This window comes from Desulfatiferula olefinivorans (assembly GCF_054657895.1).
In genome coordinates this window covers 46,744-65,128 of the sequence record NZ_BAAHXV010000003.1, presented here as the reverse complement: position 1 = coordinate 65,128, position 18,385 = coordinate 46,744, and the positions used below count along the sequence as shown (strand labels likewise).

At 53.1% G+C, this 18,385-nt stretch carries 18 protein-coding genes; 6 read left to right on the top strand and 12 right to left on the bottom strand.

The window, feature by feature from the left end; genetic code table 11:
* Positions 1 to 250: 250 nt before the first annotated feature.
* Positions 251 to 979, top strand: coding sequence for a BON domain-containing protein (locus ACYQ11_RS03475; protein ID WP_459922352.1), 729 nt, complete (start codon positions 251 to 253; stop codon positions 977 to 979).
* Here ACYQ11_RS03475 and ACYQ11_RS03470 read toward each other — a convergent pair whose 3' ends face one another.
* The 7 genes from ACYQ11_RS03470 to ACYQ11_RS03440 all read right to left on the bottom strand — a co-directional run bounded on the left by ACYQ11_RS03470 (position 980) and on the right by ACYQ11_RS03440 (position 7,596).
* Positions 980 to 2,473 (bottom strand): ATP-binding response regulator, encoded by a 1,494-nt coding sequence (locus ACYQ11_RS03470; protein WP_459922351.1) that lies wholly within the window; start codon positions 2,471 to 2,473, stop codon positions 980 to 982.
* Between the two features lie 4 nt (positions 2,474 to 2,477).
* Positions 2,478 to 3,944 (bottom strand): two-component system sensor histidine kinase NtrB, encoded by a 1,467-nt coding sequence (locus ACYQ11_RS03465; protein ID WP_459922350.1) that lies wholly within the window; start codon positions 3,942 to 3,944, stop codon positions 2,478 to 2,480.
* A 293-nt stretch (positions 3,945 to 4,237) separates the two neighbouring features.
* Positions 4,238 to 5,164 (bottom strand): methylenetetrahydrofolate reductase, encoded by a 927-nt coding sequence (locus ACYQ11_RS03460; RefSeq protein ID WP_459922349.1) that lies wholly within the window; start codon positions 5,162 to 5,164, stop codon positions 4,238 to 4,240.
* Positions 5,165 to 5,256: 92 nt separating this feature from the next.
* Positions 5,257 to 5,640, bottom strand: a complete 384-nt coding sequence (locus ACYQ11_RS03455; protein ID WP_459922348.1) for a 4Fe-4S dicluster domain-containing protein — start codon at positions 5,638 to 5,640, stop codon at positions 5,257 to 5,259.
* Positions 5,641 to 5,683: 43 nt separating this feature from the next.
* Entirely contained in the window at positions 5,684 to 6,376 is a 693-nt protein-coding gene (locus ACYQ11_RS03450) for a hypothetical protein (RefSeq protein ID WP_459922347.1), read from the bottom strand.
* 84 nt (positions 6,377 to 6,460) lie between these two features.
* On the bottom strand, positions 6,461 to 7,132 hold the full coding sequence (locus tag ACYQ11_RS03445; RefSeq protein ID WP_459922346.1) for a methylenetetrahydrofolate reductase C-terminal domain-containing protein: 672 nt from the start codon (positions 7,130 to 7,132) through the stop codon (positions 6,461 to 6,463).
* A gap of 14 nt (positions 7,133 to 7,146) precedes the next feature.
* The gene (locus ACYQ11_RS03440; RefSeq protein WP_459922345.1) at positions 7,147 to 7,596 is read right to left on the bottom strand and encodes a cytochrome c3 family protein; all 450 of its coding nucleotides are present in this window, start codon (positions 7,594 to 7,596) and stop codon (positions 7,147 to 7,149) included.
* Positions 7,597 to 8,448: 852 nt separating this feature from the next.
* Between ACYQ11_RS03440 and ACYQ11_RS03435 the strand changes: the two genes are divergently transcribed.
* From ACYQ11_RS03435 to ACYQ11_RS03415, 5 genes are all read left to right on the top strand, one after another.
* The gene (locus tag ACYQ11_RS03435; protein ID WP_459922344.1) at positions 8,449 to 8,817 is read left to right on the top strand and encodes a hypothetical protein; all 369 of its coding nucleotides are present in this window, start codon (positions 8,449 to 8,451) and stop codon (positions 8,815 to 8,817) included.
* A 505-nt stretch (positions 8,818 to 9,322) separates the two neighbouring features.
* Positions 9,323 to 9,649 (top strand): PilZ domain-containing protein, encoded by a 327-nt coding sequence (locus ACYQ11_RS03430; RefSeq protein WP_459922343.1) that lies wholly within the window; start codon positions 9,323 to 9,325, stop codon positions 9,647 to 9,649.
* A 351-nt stretch (positions 9,650 to 10,000) separates the two neighbouring features.
* Positions 10,001 to 10,606 (top strand): penicillin-binding protein activator LpoB, encoded by a 606-nt coding sequence (locus ACYQ11_RS03425; RefSeq protein ID WP_459922342.1) that lies wholly within the window; start codon positions 10,001 to 10,003, stop codon positions 10,604 to 10,606.
* A gap of 89 nt (positions 10,607 to 10,695) precedes the next feature.
* Positions 10,696 to 12,000: a COG3014 family protein gene (locus tag ACYQ11_RS03420; protein ID WP_459922341.1), complete on the top strand. Its 1,305-nt coding sequence runs from the start codon at positions 10,696 to 10,698 to the stop codon at positions 11,998 to 12,000.
* Positions 12,001 to 12,123: 123 nt separating this feature from the next.
* Positions 12,124 to 13,266 (top strand): hypothetical protein, encoded by a 1,143-nt coding sequence (locus ACYQ11_RS03415; protein WP_459922340.1) that lies wholly within the window; start codon positions 12,124 to 12,126, stop codon positions 13,264 to 13,266.
* 262 nt (positions 13,267 to 13,528) lie between these two features.
* Here ACYQ11_RS03415 and ACYQ11_RS03410 read toward each other — a convergent pair whose 3' ends face one another.
* From ACYQ11_RS03410 to ACYQ11_RS03390, 5 genes are all read right to left on the bottom strand, one after another.
* Entirely contained in the window at positions 13,529 to 14,167 is a 639-nt protein-coding gene (locus ACYQ11_RS03410; protein ID WP_459922339.1) for a CsgG/HfaB family protein, read from the bottom strand.
* Between the two features lie 88 nt (positions 14,168 to 14,255).
* Positions 14,256 to 15,491: a transglycosylase SLT domain-containing protein gene (locus ACYQ11_RS03405; RefSeq protein ID WP_459922338.1), complete on the bottom strand. Its 1,236-nt coding sequence runs from the start codon at positions 15,489 to 15,491 to the stop codon at positions 14,256 to 14,258.
* On the bottom strand, positions 15,488 to 15,883 hold the full coding sequence (locus tag ACYQ11_RS03400; protein WP_459922337.1) for a hypothetical protein: 396 nt from the start codon (positions 15,881 to 15,883) through the stop codon (positions 15,488 to 15,490). The genes ACYQ11_RS03405 and ACYQ11_RS03400 overlap by 4 nt, the downstream gene beginning before the upstream one ends.
* A gap of 105 nt (positions 15,884 to 15,988) precedes the next feature.
* Entirely contained in the window at positions 15,989 to 16,681 is a 693-nt protein-coding gene (locus ACYQ11_RS03395) for an LPP20 family lipoprotein (protein ID WP_459922336.1), read from the bottom strand.
* Positions 16,681 to 18,147, bottom strand: a complete 1,467-nt coding sequence (locus ACYQ11_RS03390; RefSeq protein WP_459922335.1) for a hypothetical protein — start codon at positions 18,145 to 18,147, stop codon at positions 16,681 to 16,683. The genes ACYQ11_RS03395 and ACYQ11_RS03390 overlap by 1 nt, the downstream gene beginning before the upstream one ends.
* Between the last annotated feature and the right edge of the window lie 238 nt (positions 18,148 to 18,385).

Below are 18,385 nucleotides of genomic sequence, written 5' to 3'. Positions count from 1 at the left end.
CAAACGCGGGATGCTGCTCCGATGCTGCCGAAACACACCCGCCCGGCGCACGGCGGGCTCAGGCCGTCAACCATCACTCGGTGTTTCCCCTTCCCGCAAGGCAAAACGGTTATAGCACAATGCCCGATCCGTCTCAACCATCCATTGGCTTCTTTCATCGGGATATCGGATTGTCTTTTCGTTGTGATCGGTGTATAGTGTCGACATTCATGGTCAAACCGAAACAGACACTGTATTCCGGGAACGAACAATGAAATCATGGCGATTTTCCACCGTATGGGTCCTTCTGGTTCTTTTGTCCCTGCCGACTGCGGGATGCACCGTGAAGTCGGCAATCAAGAACACCGTAAAAACCATCTACAAGACCAGTGTCGACGAACGGCCCCTGCGGCATATCTTGAACGACAAGAAGCTCACCACCCTCTTGACGGCCCGGCTGGTCGAGGATGATGTGACGCGGATTCTGGATGTGACCGCCGTGTGCTATTTCGGCTATCCCTTTGTGGTGGGTCAGTGCGAGACGCTGGATGAAGCCCAGCGGATCATGGATATCGCCTGGGAGGTCACCGGCAAGCCGGCGGTTCCCTACCTTCTGAAAAAAGGCGAGGGGGAAGACTGCAACCCGGCCCTCAACCTCGAGATGGCCTATGAAACCACCGCCCGTCTTGCGGCGGACAAAAAAATCTTCGCCACCAACGTCACGGTGAAAACCGTGCAATGTCAGGTCGTGCTGCTGGGCGTCCTGGGGTCGAAGGAAGCGATCCTGGCCGCCGTCGAGCACGCCAAAAAAGTCACCGGAGTCCAGAAAGTCCAGTCCTTCCTGGTGTCTACCGATACGGGGCGATCCTGGGAAGCGGTGCTTGAATCCATCGGCGAAATGGTCAAGGAATCGGAGAATGCGCCGCTAAAAGAAGGCAACACCCCCCCTGCCCCGGCTGTGGCCGATCCGCCGCCGCCCGTCCCTGAAACCGGAACCTGATCAGGACCGGATCCGGGGCAGCCGGACCGTGAAAGTGCTGCCCTTGTCGGGCTCGCTTTTCACCGTGATTTCTCCGTTCAGCGCATCGACCAGTCCCTTGACGATGGACAGCCCGAGGCCCGTCCCCACGATGTGACGGGTTTTTTCGTTTTTAACCCGGTAGAACTTCTCGAAAATCATTTTCTGCTGATGTTCGTCCATACCGAACCCGTTGTCTGTCACGGTCACCCGGATGCCGTCCCCCGAAAGGCCGGAACGGATCTCGATCGTTCCCTCCTTCTGGGTGTATTTAATGGCGTTGGTGATCAGATTTCCGAAAATACTCTCAAGGGCCAGAGGATCGGCCACCACCCGGGGCAGATCCGGCGTTTCATGGACAAGGGTCAGGCACTGCTGTTTGCTCTCGGCCCGGCTTTTCAAAAAATCCGCCACGGCGTCCAGGACGTCGGTCACCTGGACCTCTTTGGGATTGTTGTAATCGTTCCCCGCCTCGATGCGGGCCAGGTCCAGAAGATTTCCGATAAAGGAAATCAGACCCCGGGTCTTTTCCCTGGCACGGATCAGGAGGGATTTGTTCTCGTCGTCATCCGGTCCGGGCATGTCGCCGATGACCGCGGCCAGTTGCTCATGAATGGTGGTGAGGGGCGACCGGAGCTCATGGGACACCTTGGCCACAAACTCCGATTTCAGCTGGTCGAAATTCTTGAGATCGGTGATGTTGGTAAAAATCATCACCGCTCCGATGCATTCCTGATCCTCGGCCAGAACGGACTGCCCCCGGGCCAGCAGATACACCTCGCTGGGCAGGGTCAGTTCATAGGTCGGCACCCGTTCTGCGCCCACATGCTTTCCCCGTGATATTTCATGAATCAGGGCGCACAGGCCCGGATCATCGATGTAATCGTCCACCGGATCACCGACCTTGCGGTCCGGGGCGATATTGAAATGCCTGCGAAAATCCGGGTTCATCAGCACCACATTTCCCAGGGCGCTGGTCACCACGATGCCGTTGGGCAGAGACTCGATAATGGCGTGAGTCCGGCTCTTTTCAGTCTCAAGGTCAGCCAGGTTTTTCAGGCGTTCGAGTTCGAGGATCCGTGCCTGCCGCCGGAGCCTGAGCTTTTCCATGGCCCGGCCCACCACGATGCGCAGCTGATCCGGTTCGAAGGGCTTGGCGATAAAATCGTAGGCCCCCTGCTTCATGGATTCGATGGCGGTATCGATGGTGGCAAAACCGGTGATGACGATCACCAGACAGTCCTCATCCATGTCCTGAAGAAGCCTGAGCACCTCCATGCCGTCAATCCCCGGCATCTTCAGATCCGTCAGGACGATGGACGGACGGTGTTCACGGTACAGGTTCAGCCCCTCTTCCCCCGTGGCCGCCGTCAGCACCTTGCAGTTCATCCGCCGGATAATTCTCTCACATCCGTCCCTCAGATCCTTTTCGTCATCGATCACCAGAATGACGGTCTGTTCATGATGAGTCAGCACAGCGTCAACCTCCGTTTGCCTGGCAGGGTAATTCGATACGGAACCGGGTGCCTTGGCCCGGTGTACTTTCAGCAGCAATGCGCCCCCCATGGCTCTCGATAATCCCGTATACCATGGAGAGCCCCAGCCCGGTGCCCCGGCCTTCCTCCTTGGTGGTGAAAAACGGCTCGAAAATATGGGGCAGGATATGCTCGGGAATGCCGCAGCCCGTATCCTGAATTTCAATAAACACCTTGTCCTCACCGGGCACCCGACCCGTGGTGACGATCAGTCGCCCCGTTCCGTCCATGGCATCGGCGGCGTTTAATATCAGATTCATGAACACATGGTTCAGCTGCTGGCCGTCGGCAGGCACCAGGGGAAGACTCGCGTCATATCGGCACTCGATGACGATGTTGTGAAACAAGGTCTGGCTTTCAAGCAGAAACAGGGTCCTTGAAATGGATTTATTGACATCCAGGGGGGCAAGCTCCCGCCGGGTCTGGCGGGCAAATTCGAGAAGCTCCTTGACCGTGTCGCTGCAGCGCTGGGCGTCCCTAAGAATGCGGTTCACATCGTCCCGGACCGCCTCGTTGAGATCGTACTCCTCAAGAATCAGTTTGGCGAAAAGAATAATGCCCCCCAGGGGATTGTTCAACTGGTGGGCCACACCGGCGGCCAATTTGCCCAAAGACGACATCTTCTCCGCCTGAAGCAGCTGGATCTGGGTTTTCTTCAGCTTGGCCTGCATGTCCAGATACTCCCTCAGGTCATGGAAAAACCCGATGGTGGCCACCTCCCTCTCCCCCTCGTACACGATGGCGGCATTCAGACTGATGGGAATCACCTGCCCGTCTTTGGTCATGCCGTCGGCCCGGAACCCTTTGAGCTTTCCCCGTCCCCCGAATTCGTCGCTTCGAAGATGCCCCATGACCTCTTCGGCCACCCCCGGCGGATAGGTATTGCGGATATGAAGGTTCGCGATGGCCTCATCCACGCTGTGCCCGGTGATTTCCGCCGCCGCCTCGTTGAAAATGATGATTTTTCCGTTCATGTCCGCGGCGATAACACCGTCGACGGCGCTGTTGATCAGATTATGCAAAAAGGCGTTGGACCGTTTGAGCTGATCCTCCATCTCACGGATACCCGGCTCTTCATAATCCATGACCACGGCGGAGGTCACGATGTCGCCGTCCATCACGGGATAGGAAAACCGGCAGCGTTCCTTTTTCCCGGCGGGGAAGCCCGAGTAATCCGTCCGGAACATCGGCGCATTGGACCGGATGGTTTTCAGGGCGATGCAGTTGGAACAGGGCTCCGGACAGTTGTAGATAAACTCGTAGCAGAAACGGCCGACCACACTGTTTTCACAGTCGGTTTCCGCGTCGTAGTTGGAAGCTAAAATCCTGTAACTGTCCGACACGATAATCAACCGTCGCTTATAGCCGTCCACGGCCTTGAGCAGCAGATCCTTTTCTTTTTCCGAACGCATGGCACGATCTCCAAAAGGTGTCAGACCCAAAAAAGACGGTCTCATAAAAAGACGCGTTCAGACGGCTTCGTAAAACGTTCGAGATCAAGGCTTGCGAATCCGTAAGGAATGAGGCGTACTTAGGGTACGCCGCAGTGACGAAGGATGACGCGTAACGCAGATATCGGACGTTTTTCGAAGCCGTCAAAAAAAGCCGCCGATCATGACGATCATGATCGGCGGCTTTTCTCATGTTCCCGATTGCATTCGACGTCACGACGACATCGTTGACGGTTTCAGACCGGCAACGGCCTTCAATCGACAACAGGGCGGGGCAGCATTTTGGCGCGTTCGGCGATCTCGGGCACCTTGTGTTCCCATTCGATGGCCATCAGATGAATACCGGCAACGCCCTTCATCTCCTTGAATTCCTCAATCTGTTCACAGGCGATGGCAATGCCCTCATCGGCGACTTTCTTTTTATCGACCCCTTCAAGACGCTTGATGATTTCATCGGGGACCTCGATACCGGGCACCTTGCTTTTCATGTACTTGGCCATACCGATGCTCTTCATGGGGGTGATGCCGGCCAGGATATACGTCTTCTCGGTCAGGCCCATATCGTTGGCCATCTTGATCCATTCCCGCATTTTCTTCATGTTGTAGACGCACTGGGTCTGGATGAAGTCGCAGCCGGCCTCGACCTTTTTGGCCAGACGATGAATCCGCCATTCAAAGGGATCGGCAAAGGGGTTTGCGGCGGCGCCGATAAAAAATTTGGGCGGTTCCTGAATCTCTTCACCGCTGAGAAACTTCCCTTCGTCACGCATCTGTTTAACCATCGAAATCAACTGGATGGAATCAATATCAAAAACCCCTTTCGCGTTGGGATGGTCACCGAACTGCTGATGATCGCCGGTCAGGCACAGCATGTTCCGCAAGCCGTGGGCGTAAGCACCGAGGATATCCGCCTGCATGGCCAGACGGTTCCGGTCCCGGCAGACCATCTGATAGTTGGGCTCAAGGCCGAGCTGCTTGACCAGAAGGGAGGCCGCCCAGCTGGACATGCGGACCATGGCGGTCTGGTTGTCGGTAATATTGACCATGTCCACATTTCCGATCAGATGCTGAGCCTTTTCCTTGACATGTTCCACGCTGGTGCCACGGGGTGGCCCAAGTTCTCCGGTGAATGCAAAATGTCCCGCCGTCAAGATTTTTTCAAGATTGCTTCCAGCTTTCATATCGATACTTTCCTTCGTTTGAATAATGTGAGTATCTATTAAAACGGATCAACGTTCAAATGAGCTCGCCGGAACGAACCATTCAACAGCCATTATTCCCGATCGTACTGGGGATAAACGCCCTGCTCCCGGCAAATGCTGCGCGCCAGGGCGATCATTTCAGGGATATCGATGCCCAGGGGGCAGTAGCAGCGTGTGCACAGGGCACATCGTTCCCAGACATTGTCCCTTATTTCGCCCAGGGTGACCTTATCCACATTCCCGTTGGTTTTATACAAGATACCGATGGAATTGATAAATTTGTATGAAGGTGTGTATTTGGGGTCTTTGTCCCGGGCCATATACAAAAAGCAGCTTTCCGCGCACAAGGTACAATGGGCACAGGCCTTCAGGGACAGTTTCATTTTTTTCCTGTGCTTTTCCAGTCTTTCCCTGACACGTGCCGTATCCACACCCGCCGTATTTTTCTTAAACATGAGAGTCTCCCGTATGATTGAAAAAATCGTGCCTGCCGACCCCTTACCAGGTCCGGTTCCCTTTCCCCAGACAGTATTCGCTTTCAACGGTGAAGCGAAAGACGAAAAAGAAAACCATATGGATGAATTTTGTAAAAGGAACGGCCATCAGCATCAACTCACCGGACAGAATATGAAGGGCGACCACCAGCCGATAGTGATCCGGAAACACCTGATGATAGGCAAGGTATCCCGTCACAAACGGAGCGACGGCCAGAAACAGGATCACATAGTCATAGAAGGTGGTGATGGCCCGGACCCGGGCGACAAACAATCGGCGATAAAGAAAAAAAAGACCGCAGGCCATCAGAATGATGGTCAGAACATCGGTAAAGGATTCCGAAAACGAAAACAGGCTCACGCCGATGGCGTCTTTCAAGAGAAGGTTGTGCGCCAGGAGGAAAAGAGGCGCCGTGATCAGACAGATGTGAAACACGGTGGTGACGATCAGCATCACCGGATTGACACCGGCAATCGACAGCTTGACCTTCATCAGAAATTCAGCCGTGGAAAAGGGGGCTATCTTCTTTCTCGGCCTGGGGTTGTATACGGCATGATCTTTCTTTTCGGTCATGGAGACCAGGCTGAACACCTGATAGATCAATCCCAGAAAAAATACGATAAATGAAATCCAGACCAAAGGACCGCGAATGAAATCATACAGTCCGGGTCCGGAAAAGAGCGTTGAGAGTTCCATATATGTCTTCTTTCTATGCGTTTATCTTATTTTTTGTTATCGAGCCTTCAATGCCTGAGAATGCCTGAGCGAAACGAAAGTCGTTTATTTGTAATACCGCCTTTCGTAAGGTTGCTGGACGATGGTCCGCTGAACCTGATTCTGCCACTGCATGGGAGGCTGGATTTTCATGATGTCATCGAGCCTGTTCTGGGCCTTCAGGCGCTCGAAGATATCCAGCCAGGCACAGGGAATGTCCTGGCTGATTTCGCATTTCCCGCGATTGGTCCCGCCGCAGGGACCGTTGAACAGCCCTTTGGCGCACCGGGTCACCGGACAGATGCCGCCGGTATAGGCCAGAACGCATTCGCCGCAGGCCCGGCACTTTTCTTCGTACATGCCGATTTCGCGATCGACGCCGATGGCGATGGTATTCACCGCGGGCATCACGGGAACGGCCGGGAACCTCTCGGCCAGAAGCTGGACCCCCGCCCCGCAGGCCATGGACAGAATGCACCCGTAATCCTTGATTTTGTCGTCAAGCTCGGCAAGGAACTGGTTGTTGCACTGGCGTTCCACCGTATAGCTTCCGAACGTTTTGGGCCTGGCGTCATTCTTACACTTAAGCTTCAATTCGGCATTCAGGGCGTTCACCTCACGCTGGCCGCCTGCGAGACAGACCGACACACATCCCCCGCAACCGACTGTGAGAACCTTATCGTAATCGGCGATGGACTGCTTGATTTCCTCAATGGGTTTTCTCTTTGCTTTTACCACGTTGTCCTCCTGTATTATTCTTCAGCAGATACCTGTTTCGAGCGGACATGACATTCACCACAGAGCACGGGCCCCTGGGCCATCTCCTCGTGGCAGCCGATACATTGACGATGGAGCGCGTCACGGCTTGAAAGTTTTGTAATTTTCTTATCGCCGTTATGGCAGGACGCACACTGATTATCTCTCGGCTCCTCAGAGGAAGGCATGTTGAGCATGATGATTTCATCCGGTTCGACATCCATCAGATCGCCCTCATCGAGGACATTCTCCCCGTTTTCGTAACGGTGATGGCAATCCAGACAGGCAAAGTCGCCCATATGGGTTTCGTGGGTAAACGAAACCGGCGGCCGCTGTTTGCCTGCAGGCGCCTTCGTGCCGGTCTCGGCCGTGACGGCGGTCAGTGAAAGAACAGCAAAAAGAGAAAACATACCGGATAACAATAAGGCTTTGTTTCTTGAACTCATCAGGGTTCACTCCTTACCAACAGTAATGTGATAATTGACGGCTTCGTAAAACGTTCGATTTTAAGCGTTGCGCGTCATCCCTCGTCACTGCGGCGTACCCTTAGTACGCCTCATTCCTCGGGATTCGCGACGCCGTAAGCTCGAACGTTTTTCTTTGCCGTCATTTGATGACTTTTTACGAGTTCATCATAATTCAATATGGCGGAAACGTTATCGATAACGTATTGCAACAAACATATTTCAGGGATGGGACCACTGTTTCGCGTCTTAACAATCCTACTCCTCACGACAGGATTATTAATGAGAAAGTTTTTATTTTATTAGTTCGTGGATGTCAAGCAGGGATATAAAAAAGGCCGAAACATTTTTCAAAAAAAGAACCCGGACACCCCGGGGCGATCCCTTGCACCTTCCCGGGCGAACGCATGTCTCATTTCTTTTTATCGACTCCCGGGTTATTCGACTCCGCCTTCGAAACCCTGCCCACCCCCGCCCGGGGCCATCGCATGTATGATCTTTAAAACGCATGGGCCTCTTCCCGCGGGACGGATCATGCCGTTCACGGTTACGTTCACGATGCCGAAAGGCAACACGTGAACCCAACCGTCGGACGGTTCAACCGGCGGGATGAGACGGTCGAGCCGGTCTATGCCTGCCCTGCTCGTGCTCATGAACGTGAACCTGCACATGAACGAACAGGACATGCGATTGCCCTGCCCCCCCGCCTTCTTTCCATTGACACGCCGAGAACCCTCTTCTATAATACGCGCCTGACAGTTTGATTTTAAAGATCCCGTAATCACAGTATGTTTTCGATATAGGTGCTTTCACTATTTCACGTAAGGAGAATTTATGTTCAAGGTCGAATCGGATGCCCTGAAAAACAGGCTTTTCATCACCCTCGAAGATCTCAGTCCCGATGATATCAAACCCATTCTGGCGGATCTGACCCATCACACGTCCGAACTCAAACAGGGTTTTTCCTGCCTGGTCGATATCCGTAAAATGAGTCTGAATCCCGGTACCAAAGGGGAAGAATACATCGAAATCGTCCAGGGCGCCCTGGCCGATACGGGCATGGGCAAGGTGGTCCGAATCGTGGATAAGAACAACGACCATCATCATCACCGAATGGAAGAATCCAGCACCGGCCTGGGCTACACCACCCATCCGGTCTATACGCTCGAAGAGGCGGAACGCATCCTCGACGGCGCAAACTAGGCCGGCATGTGTTAAACGCCTCCGCCGTGTGTTTCAGCCTGTTTCAAACGAAGGCTGAAACACACGCCCGCCCTCCCTCATCCACATGCCCGCCCAGGCACACCTCATAAAAAAGTGACGGCATTGTCCGGATATCGAACGGCTTGGTTATCGATACCGATAGCGATAAAAAGAAAACCGACATGAGTATGCCCCGATGCATCAAACATGCATATTGTGTTCAGGCTCGAATCGTTTTATAATATGGCAAAAACGTTACGCATTCGCCATCCGAACGACGCTTCGAACGAATATCGCGCGAACGGTCCTCTCGCACCCTGATACCCGGCGCTCCATCTGACGTCCTTTGTTCCATTTCAGTTCCTCGCTGCCGTGTCCCTGCAGTCCGGCTTGTCCCTGAGCGGCACAGGGGCTCGATCACCCCGGCGCCGTGCATTCGTTAAAAAATGTATTAAAGAAATGACGCACACCAACCGATCACATGAACTAACGAAAGGATGAAACCATGTCAGAAAACACACCCAAAGACCAGAGAGAGTTTCCGAGGAAACCCTGCCCGGGCGTCATGGTTCTTTTCTCCGATGACAGCCATTTTTATTCGGATTACATCTACGATATCAGCGAAAACGGAATGTTCATCAATTCCAATGCCCCGATCCGGGCCGGCAGTGAGATCAGCATGAGCTTTCTGTCCTTTCACAAGAAAGGACCGATCAAAATCAACGGGAATGTGGTTCGCAGCCTCCCCAAAGGCATCGGCGTCAGATTCAGACCCGACAATGAGGTCCAGAAAACCGTCCTGAATTCCTTTATCGAGGGTTTTCTTGCCTGATGATCGGAAGATATTTATCGTTTTTCATTCAACACCTGTTTTTTGCCCTGAAGCCATGGACTGTTTTTAACATAATTTATATTCATATTTACAATTAGTTAAGATGTTTTTTTTCATAATAAGCCTGATACTTTTTTATTGACAATCAAATGAGTCATTCCCTATAATCCACGCCATGTACGGGGGAAAGAATCATCGCGACATCCATTCGCAGTTCATCGAAACACACACGATTGGTTCGGACCTGATCAGCAGGTGCCCGGTCAGGTCCCCGGATTGGTCTGCGGAAAATGAGCCGTTGCGTTGAATATCCGCGTCAACCATCTAAACAATAAAGGAGAAGGTTTTATCATGAGTAAAAAAAGCATCATCCTGACCACCCTGTTTCTTGCCCTGATCGTGGCCGGCTGCCAGACCATGTCCACCCAGCGGGTCGCAACCGATTCCGTTACGGACGTGGGTGACAAATGGAATGATACGGATTCGCGGCTTGTTGCGGATGAAATGATTCAGGACGTCCTTGAACGGCCCTGGCTCGCCCAGTATCGCCGCAAACATAACGACAAAAACCCCACCGTCATCATCGGTCGGGTCAGAAACAAGAGCCACGAGCACATCAACGTCAAAACCTTTGTCCGCAACCTTGAGCGGGCTCTCCTGAATTCCGGCGAAGTCGAGTTCGTCGCCGACAAGACCGAACGTGAAGAGATCCGGGAAGAACGTTACGACCAGGCCTCCAATGCCTCCGAAGACACCGCAAAATTTGACGGCGAGGAAATCGGCGCCGATTTCATGCTTCAGGGTGAGCTGAACAGCATCGTCAACAAGGACGGTGGGAAATCCGTCAAATTCTATCAGGTGAACCTGACACTGATCGACCTGGAAAAGAACAAGAAGGTCTGGATCGGTGAAAAACAGATCAAAAAACTTCTCAAACAGAGCCGCTTCGGGCTCTGATCCGTCATCCGCCAACCTGGACCGGGGTCAGTGGGTCGATCCCCCCCCGGTCCGATCACGAATCTTTTTTCAACCCCGGGGGGGAACCCATGAAAAAAATTATTGTTGCCGTGTTCTGCGCCCTGCTTCTGTGCAGCTGTGCTCCGAAATTCAATTACATGGCCCTTCAAACCGCCATGACGTCGGGCAACTGCCCCGGCTCTCTGGATCTTCTGAAGAATTCCGAAGCGGCTTACGGCAAAAAGGCCAAACTGCTCCATCTGCTGGACTCGGGCATGATCCACTTCCAGTGCGACGACCCCAAAACGGCCAGCCGTTTTTTCCTTGAAGCCGATGAACTGGCCCAGAACCTCTGGACAAAAAGCCTTTCCAAAGAGGCGGCCTCATACGTAACCAACGATCTGGTCATTCCATACAATGGTGAGGATTTCGAGCGGGCCATGATCAGCCTGTTTTCCGCCTTCAGTTACATCAAACTCGGCGAATACGAAGAGGCCATGGCCGACTGTCGTCGCCTGGACACCCTGCTTTCCGAATACAACAGCAAGTACGATACGAAAAACGTGTACAAGGAAGACGCGCTGGGGCGTTACATCAGCGGCGTGCTCAGTGAAATGGACAAAGAATACAGTGAGGCGTTCATTTACTATTACGAGGCCCACAAGGCCTTTCAGAGTTACGCGACCAATTACGGAACGGTCACCCCGCAATGCCTGTACGAGGATCTGCTGCGGGTGGCGACTCCGGCCGACCGGAAAAGCGAGGCCCTGTCCATCGTCCCCAACGCCCGGGGGGTGCGCTACATCAATCACCAGGCGGCCAGAAAAATGGGCCGGGTGGTTTTTCTGCACATGAACGGCAAGGGACCGGTGAAAATAGAAAACAAATTTACCGTAAATACCCCCAGCGGCCCCATCAGCATTGCGTTTCCCAATTACATCACGTCGCCGCCCTCCTGCCGTCAAAGCCGGCTGATCTTGAAATCCGATGCCGGAACCATTGTCCAGGACGCTGTTTTGTTCGAAGATATCAACGGAATTGCCGTTAAGGATCTTGCCGACCGAAAGGTCCGCATCACAGCCAAGGCCATCGCCCGCGCCGTTGCCAAACAGGCCATCGTTCATGCAAGTTCCAAGGAAGTTGAAAAACAATACGGGGCCATGGCGGGCCTTGCCGCAAAAATTGCAGGCAACATTGCCGCCAGTGCCCTTGAAAAAGCCGATACACGGGGCTGGCGAACCCTTCCCGGCGAAATCTATCTGGCCCGGGCCATTGTTCCGGCTGGGAATTATCAGGTGGTGGTCGAAGACTGTTACGGCAAACAGACCACCCTGGATTCACTGACGGTGACTCCGGGCGACTGCAAGTTTGTATTTCATGATACCGTGTATTGACATGGAGGCCCGAATCTGAAACCCTGATCCCGGTCGGCCATTCAGCGAGCCGGGATCAGTCGGCGATAGACATCCAAACCCATGACCACGGCATTGATTCAAAGAACCAAAGTGGAGTGAACCATGAAAACCCGTTTGATCATTCTCTCTGTGTTGACCGTCTTTATCGCGGCCTGTGTCAGCGCACCACCGGCAAAGAAAAATACACGCAGTGTTCAAAGCCAGCATGATCGCGCCCGAGCGGCGTTCGACGAGCTTGAAGACCGTCCCGTCACATCGAGCGCGCCTGCTCCGGACGTGCGCCCATCCGCGACGAAGCCCGTGGTGGACACTTACTCACCACCCCCAAAGGCCCAGCCTGAACCGGTCATCCAGGAAGCGGCCCCGGATTTTTCCTCGTCCCGCTATCTGACGGCCCAGGGATACGGCCAATCCAAGCCCGAATCCATCCGCCACGCCAAGGCAGAGCTGTCCAACATTTTCGAAGCCCGTATTTCAAGTGATGTAAGCTCACGGGTCCAGCAGGTCACCGATTCGGTTCGGGGCAGCTCGTTCAACAAATCCATCCAGTCACACATCCGCGTGGTTTCGGACATTCAGCTCGAAGGCGTTCTTGTGGGGGAATCGAAGCGGGAATCCGGTGAATACGTCACCGTGGCGGCCCTTGACAAATACAACGCCAGGGACAAATGGACCCGGGATATCGAAAAGGTGGACACGGAAATTGACGTTCAACTGGCCAAATCACGGAAAGCCTCCAGCCAGATCCTCAAACTTCTGCCCCTCAAAAAAGTCCTTGAACTCTGGGTCAAGCGGGAAGTGACCCTGAGCCGCCTGCGGGTCATCGGCTTCGCGTCGGATGTCCAGCATAGGGATTTGAAAGACATCCTGATGAAAATATCGGACATCAAATCCGCCATGATCATCGATATCGATGTGTCAGGCTCCCATGGCCGTGCCGTCAGGGATACCGTGGCTGAAATTCTCACGGACAACGGCTTCAAGGTCGGCGATTTCGAATCCAGGGCCGATGTTCTGGTCACGGGGTCGGTCAAGATCGACCCGGTCCGTAACAACAATCCCCGGTTCAAGTTTTCACGGGCCACCGTATCGCTGAACATCATCGAAACCGGAGCGAACAGCCAGGTGGGTCAGGTTGCGGAAGACCAGCGCGGCGCAGGGCTGAACGATACCGAAGCCGCCCATCAGGCCGTGAAGAAAGTCTCGGAAAAAGTGTCTGAGAAGCTGGTACAGTACTTCAACTGATTTTTCCTTGATGAACTCGTAAAAAGTCATCACATGACGGCAAAGAAAAAAGTTCGAGTTCAAGGCGCCGCGAATCCCGAGGAATGAGGCGTACTTAGGGTACGCCGCAGTGACGAGGGATGAAGCGAAAGCGCAGAAATCGGACTTTTTACGAAGCCGTCATTCCTTACACCGTCAAACAACACGAGCCGCACGGATGTTTCCGTGCGGCTCGTGTTGTTTACAAGGGCGTTTGAGGGCGATTGGCGCTATATCAACGCACTCATCCTTTCTTCTTTTTTTCCATCTTTTTGATCTGCTTGACGATCTTTGCCACGACATCCGAGGATACCTTGTTGGCGTATTTGAGGACGTCACAGTCACAGCCGTAGAGGAAATCTTCCTTGAGGCCCGTCGACTGGGTCAGTGAACCGGTCCAGAGTATCTCCCCGGTCTCGATATGAACCGCCTTCACATAAAAACTGATGGTCGTGCATTTGGAGGGTTTTTCGGGCTTGGCCTTGTTCTCATAAAGCGCGTTATGAAAGGCCCTGAGTTTTCCGATGACCATCACGTCCGAGTTCGTCAGTTTTCCGATCTGCTTCCGCTGTTCGGGGTCCACATCACCCTGGTAGGAAAACTTCAACTCATCCAGAGCGCTCTGAATGTTCCGGCGATCCACCACCTTGAACCCCGCACCGATGAACTCTGTTTCGAAGGCGTCGGTCATGGCGTCGACCGCACTGTATCCCAAATTCTTCGTATTGGGCGTATTCCGGTTGTCGATGAAAGGAAGAATGGCAAAGCTTCCGCAACTCAGTTCCATATAATTCTTGCCGATGGTCACCTTGTTGGTTCGACCCAGAAAAATACAGCCCGACAGACACAACGATACAACAACCAGTAAGATAAACTTTTTCATTGACTCCCTTTTCCTCACGGTCACACAGGCCGGAAACATCCAAAAAGGCTTGTAACAGGCCCGTTAGAGATGATCGCCCCGTCACGGATCATCTGTAAAGTTTCATGCGTTCCGTTACGTTTCTGACATAATTTTTTGTCTCATCATGGGGCAGCTTCGCCAGCAGGGTATCATAGACCTTTTCGGGGGGCATGCGATTGATGATGTCGGCGGCCTTGGAGATATTGGTTTTCCCCGTAAAGGCCCGGGCCACATTCCCGGCTCCCGTGTTGTAGGCGGCGATCACGCAGTAGAGACGGCTGCGATCGTTTTTGATGGCCTTGAGGTACCGGTCATTGAGGATATACAGATAGGCCGTGCCCATGACGATGTTTTTTTCGCCGTCGTACAGATAGGACGGGGACAAAAGCTTCTGTTCGCCGTACACCAGCTTGGAGGCATCGAGCCCGGCGCTTTTGGGAACGATCTGCATCAGACCATAGGCCGGAACATAGGATCGCGCCATGGGATTGAAAGCGCTTTCCGTCTGCATCACCGCAAAAATCAGAGCCGGATCCACATTGCGTTTCGAAGCCTGTTCCTTGACCGGTTCAACGTAAGACTTGGCCTTTTTACTGACGGCATCGGAGGGCAGCTTGATCGTCACCGTCACCACGTTGCTGTCCTTGACCTTGTCCGAAGGCTGGGTGCTGATATCGGCTTTTTTCTTGAGATCCTTGACGGCCGCCTCCACCTGTTTCACCGTCGGCACAGCCGTTCCGGTGACGACATCGGCAATGACCGGTACTTTTTTCACCACGGCTGTTTTCACATTTTTGGAGGCCTTGACGATACGATCTTCGACGTTCTTGGCAAAGGTATCGCGATCAAAGGCCTTGGCGCTGTCCTCGGCCACCAGGTCTTCCAGTTTTTTGGTGATGTCTTTCTGGATGTCCGCAGCGGGTGTTCCCACCGGGGTGATCACGCTGATCTTGACCTCACCCTTTTCAAAATCGACCACCTTTTTCGATTTCATATCCGGTGAGTATTCGACAAACTTCTTTTTGTCGGTCATCTCCGGTTTGTCCCAATATTTCAGGATCTCCGCCCGGTATTTCTTGAACTCCTGATCCACGATCTTCTTGTATTCTTCAAATTCACTGTTGATCTGATCCCGGTATGCCTCAAAATCACTGACCTCATCCTGATAACCTTCCATTTCCGATGACATGTCCGCCTTCATGTCTTCAAATTCATCGGAAAAACCCGCCGCAGCCGTCAGCCCCATCACCGCAAGGGCCGGGAAGACCAGGCAGATTGATCGAAAAAGGGTGTTTTGCTTCATTCCGTCACCATCCATATGTAAATTTCGTTGGTTTTAGGATTTTTCCAGGTTTCACGGATCACGGCCTTGACCACATTGCCGTCCACCGTCTGGAAACTGTAGCTCTCAACGGAGGAGCTTGATCCGGCCGCACCGGCCTTGGTCCCGATAAGGGCCACGTTGCTGACTTTCACACCCATCTGAAGCGCCATTTCATCGATGGCCCGTTTGATGGCCAGGGACCTTTGGGCATTGACCCCGTTGACATGTTCGCCGCACACACCGATGCCGGTCACCTTCCCTTCGACCGCTGAATTGTAGACCCAATTCGGCGTACTGCTTTTTTGACCGGTCACACAGGCGGCCAGACCCAGGCCCAGGACCAGAACAACCACGATTGATATGCTTCTCACGCGTACCTCCCCCTTGAAAACAACAAAACAGTCAGGGCGGCGATATCACCACCCTGACCTGTTTCAGCCTGAAAAACGAATCAAAAAAAGACGGGCGCGTCGTTCTTATTCGTCGCCCATTCCGCCGCCGAATTCTTTTTCGATTTCTTTTTCAAGTTCTTCATGACCTTTTTTAGCCTGGAATTTCTGCCACAGGGCCTGGTCATTTTTAAAGCTCGTCACGGCAGCCTGTTTCATGGCTTCGGAAGCCTGGGCAACCGCTTCGGGATTCAGGGCCACAAGAACATACAGTTCGTTGTTTTCCTGGTCCAAATGAACTTTCTTGACCTGGGAACCGGTCAGATCGACCTTGGCAACCTGTTTGGACACATTGGTGAACACCTTGTCGACGGTCTGATCATCACCGATACCGGTGGTTTCGGTAAAGTTCTTGATCATGTTTTTGACGCGGACGTTCAGGGTCCGGGCGATTTCATCGCGTGCATTGGCGGAGGCTTCGATCCGGGCGGTCTGCATCCCGGCGGCACCGATTTTGGCAGAGCCCACACCGCTGATCCCGCCTTCCGGGGGCATCAGAACCCAGGCGGGAAGGTTGGACGCCTGTTTCTCAGCGGATTTACAGCCAACTACCATGACACAAGCCATCGCCATAACCGTAAGCATCACCATCATTTTTTTCATACCCAATTTCTCCTTTATGTTTTGATTAATAATCTGCAAAGGTCGCTTTGCATAAACCAACTCCAGAACCTCTACCTTGTCGTGATCGGCTTCTGCAGTATGATCATCCCACGTCATCAAAGACTGTCTATCTTGATAATGTCAGGCTTGACGTTTTTGAACTGGGGCATGGCCATGCCCAGACGCGCATTCACATAGGTCGGATCGCAAACCATGTACTTGGTATTGTTCCGAACCACGTAATCACCGGAATAATTGTCCGTGAATTTGACCGCCGTTGAAATATGCCCCGGGTAATCAAGACCCACCACATCGAGCCCCAACAGTTTATTGACCAGATAAGCGAAAAGAAACGAACGGTCCTCGCAATCAGAATAGGGATAAAAAACCGTTTCTTCGGGAAGCATGTACTTTTCATGGCCGAACTGGCCGTCGTCGGTTTTGTAGGGAAAAGATTTCTGAACCATGCCGAGGAGAATGTTGACGGCCTCTGCCTCGGTTTTGCCTTCGACAAAGGGTTTCAATGATTTGACCAGCGTGTATTCCAGTTCCGGCGAGACATAGGCGTCAAAGTACACCTTGATATTGGTCTGGGGATAGTATTTGAAAAAATCCACCAGATTCTTGTTGTAATGGGTTTTCACGCTCATGGTTTTCCCGGCGTAATCGAACGAAAGCTGTTTCTCACGGAGAACCCGGGGCAGAGCCGGCGATTCGAGAATCCGGTAATCCATCAGTTTATCGGCCTTGGGGTAGCTGCCTTTGTAGGTATAAAGCGACTTGAACTTTTCAGGCTGTCCGTCGAAGAAAAGCGAATAGTACTTGGTGCCGTCCAGGGTCAGGAAAGGTACCCCGTACAGACGATTCCGCGAGGGCATCAGCAAGAACACCTGACTGTCGTTGTAGCCGATACGCGACTCGAAACCCGATTTCGCCGACATATACCAGACAAACAGATTGGCCATGTTCCGGTTTCCGCGGTACTGTTCCATGCCCAGGCGATACAGGAGGTAGTGATAGCCCCAGTCGTTCATCATCAACGCCTTCCGGGCCTCATTGACCTGGCTGATGAAGGCGTCGTAATCGACCTGGCTCATCTTGTCCCAGAACGAGGTAACGGCATCCTTGTCCACACGGCCGGATATTTCCCCGGGGAAATCAAAGGAGCCGTAGATCGAAACGGGCGTCAGGAAAAAATCGATTTTCACGGCCAGGGGTTTGGAAGGTTTTTCAATCACGGGCACCGGCACCTTTTCCACCGGTTTGTATACAGGGACGGTAATGGGCGCGACCACCTTGATCTTTTCAGGGAGAGGCGGTTCGACCGGAAGGGGTTCCGCCACGGGCGGCGCAGGGGGTTTGGGCTTATCGTCCCGAACCAGGCCTTTGTGGATGTTGAATTCTTTCCATTGTTCTTTCAAGAAGCCTATAAATTCGGCATCCCGGGAGTCCTTATACATCTGAAAGGATTCCTTCTGGGATTTGAGAAAATCCGCATACTCATCTGCGGCGACCACGCCGTTCATGGGCTGAAGCGAAAATAGCACCGCGAAAAAAGCCGTTGACAACACCGTCCGTCTCATTGTTCCCTCCTGATCGACCCCGAACGGAGCGTCTGAGAAACGCCGCACTCCGAGGAAGGTCGAATCCACGTCCAAAATAAATCTGATCACAGAATGTTAAGCATTGTTCGTTTGCAAAACCGTCCAGCCGTGGACGTCGGGTCGATTCCGGTTTTCCTTAACCCGCGGCGCGCAACCCCTGGGGCATGAACCGGTTGATGATGCCCAGGTAAAATGGTTTCATCAATTTACCACATTA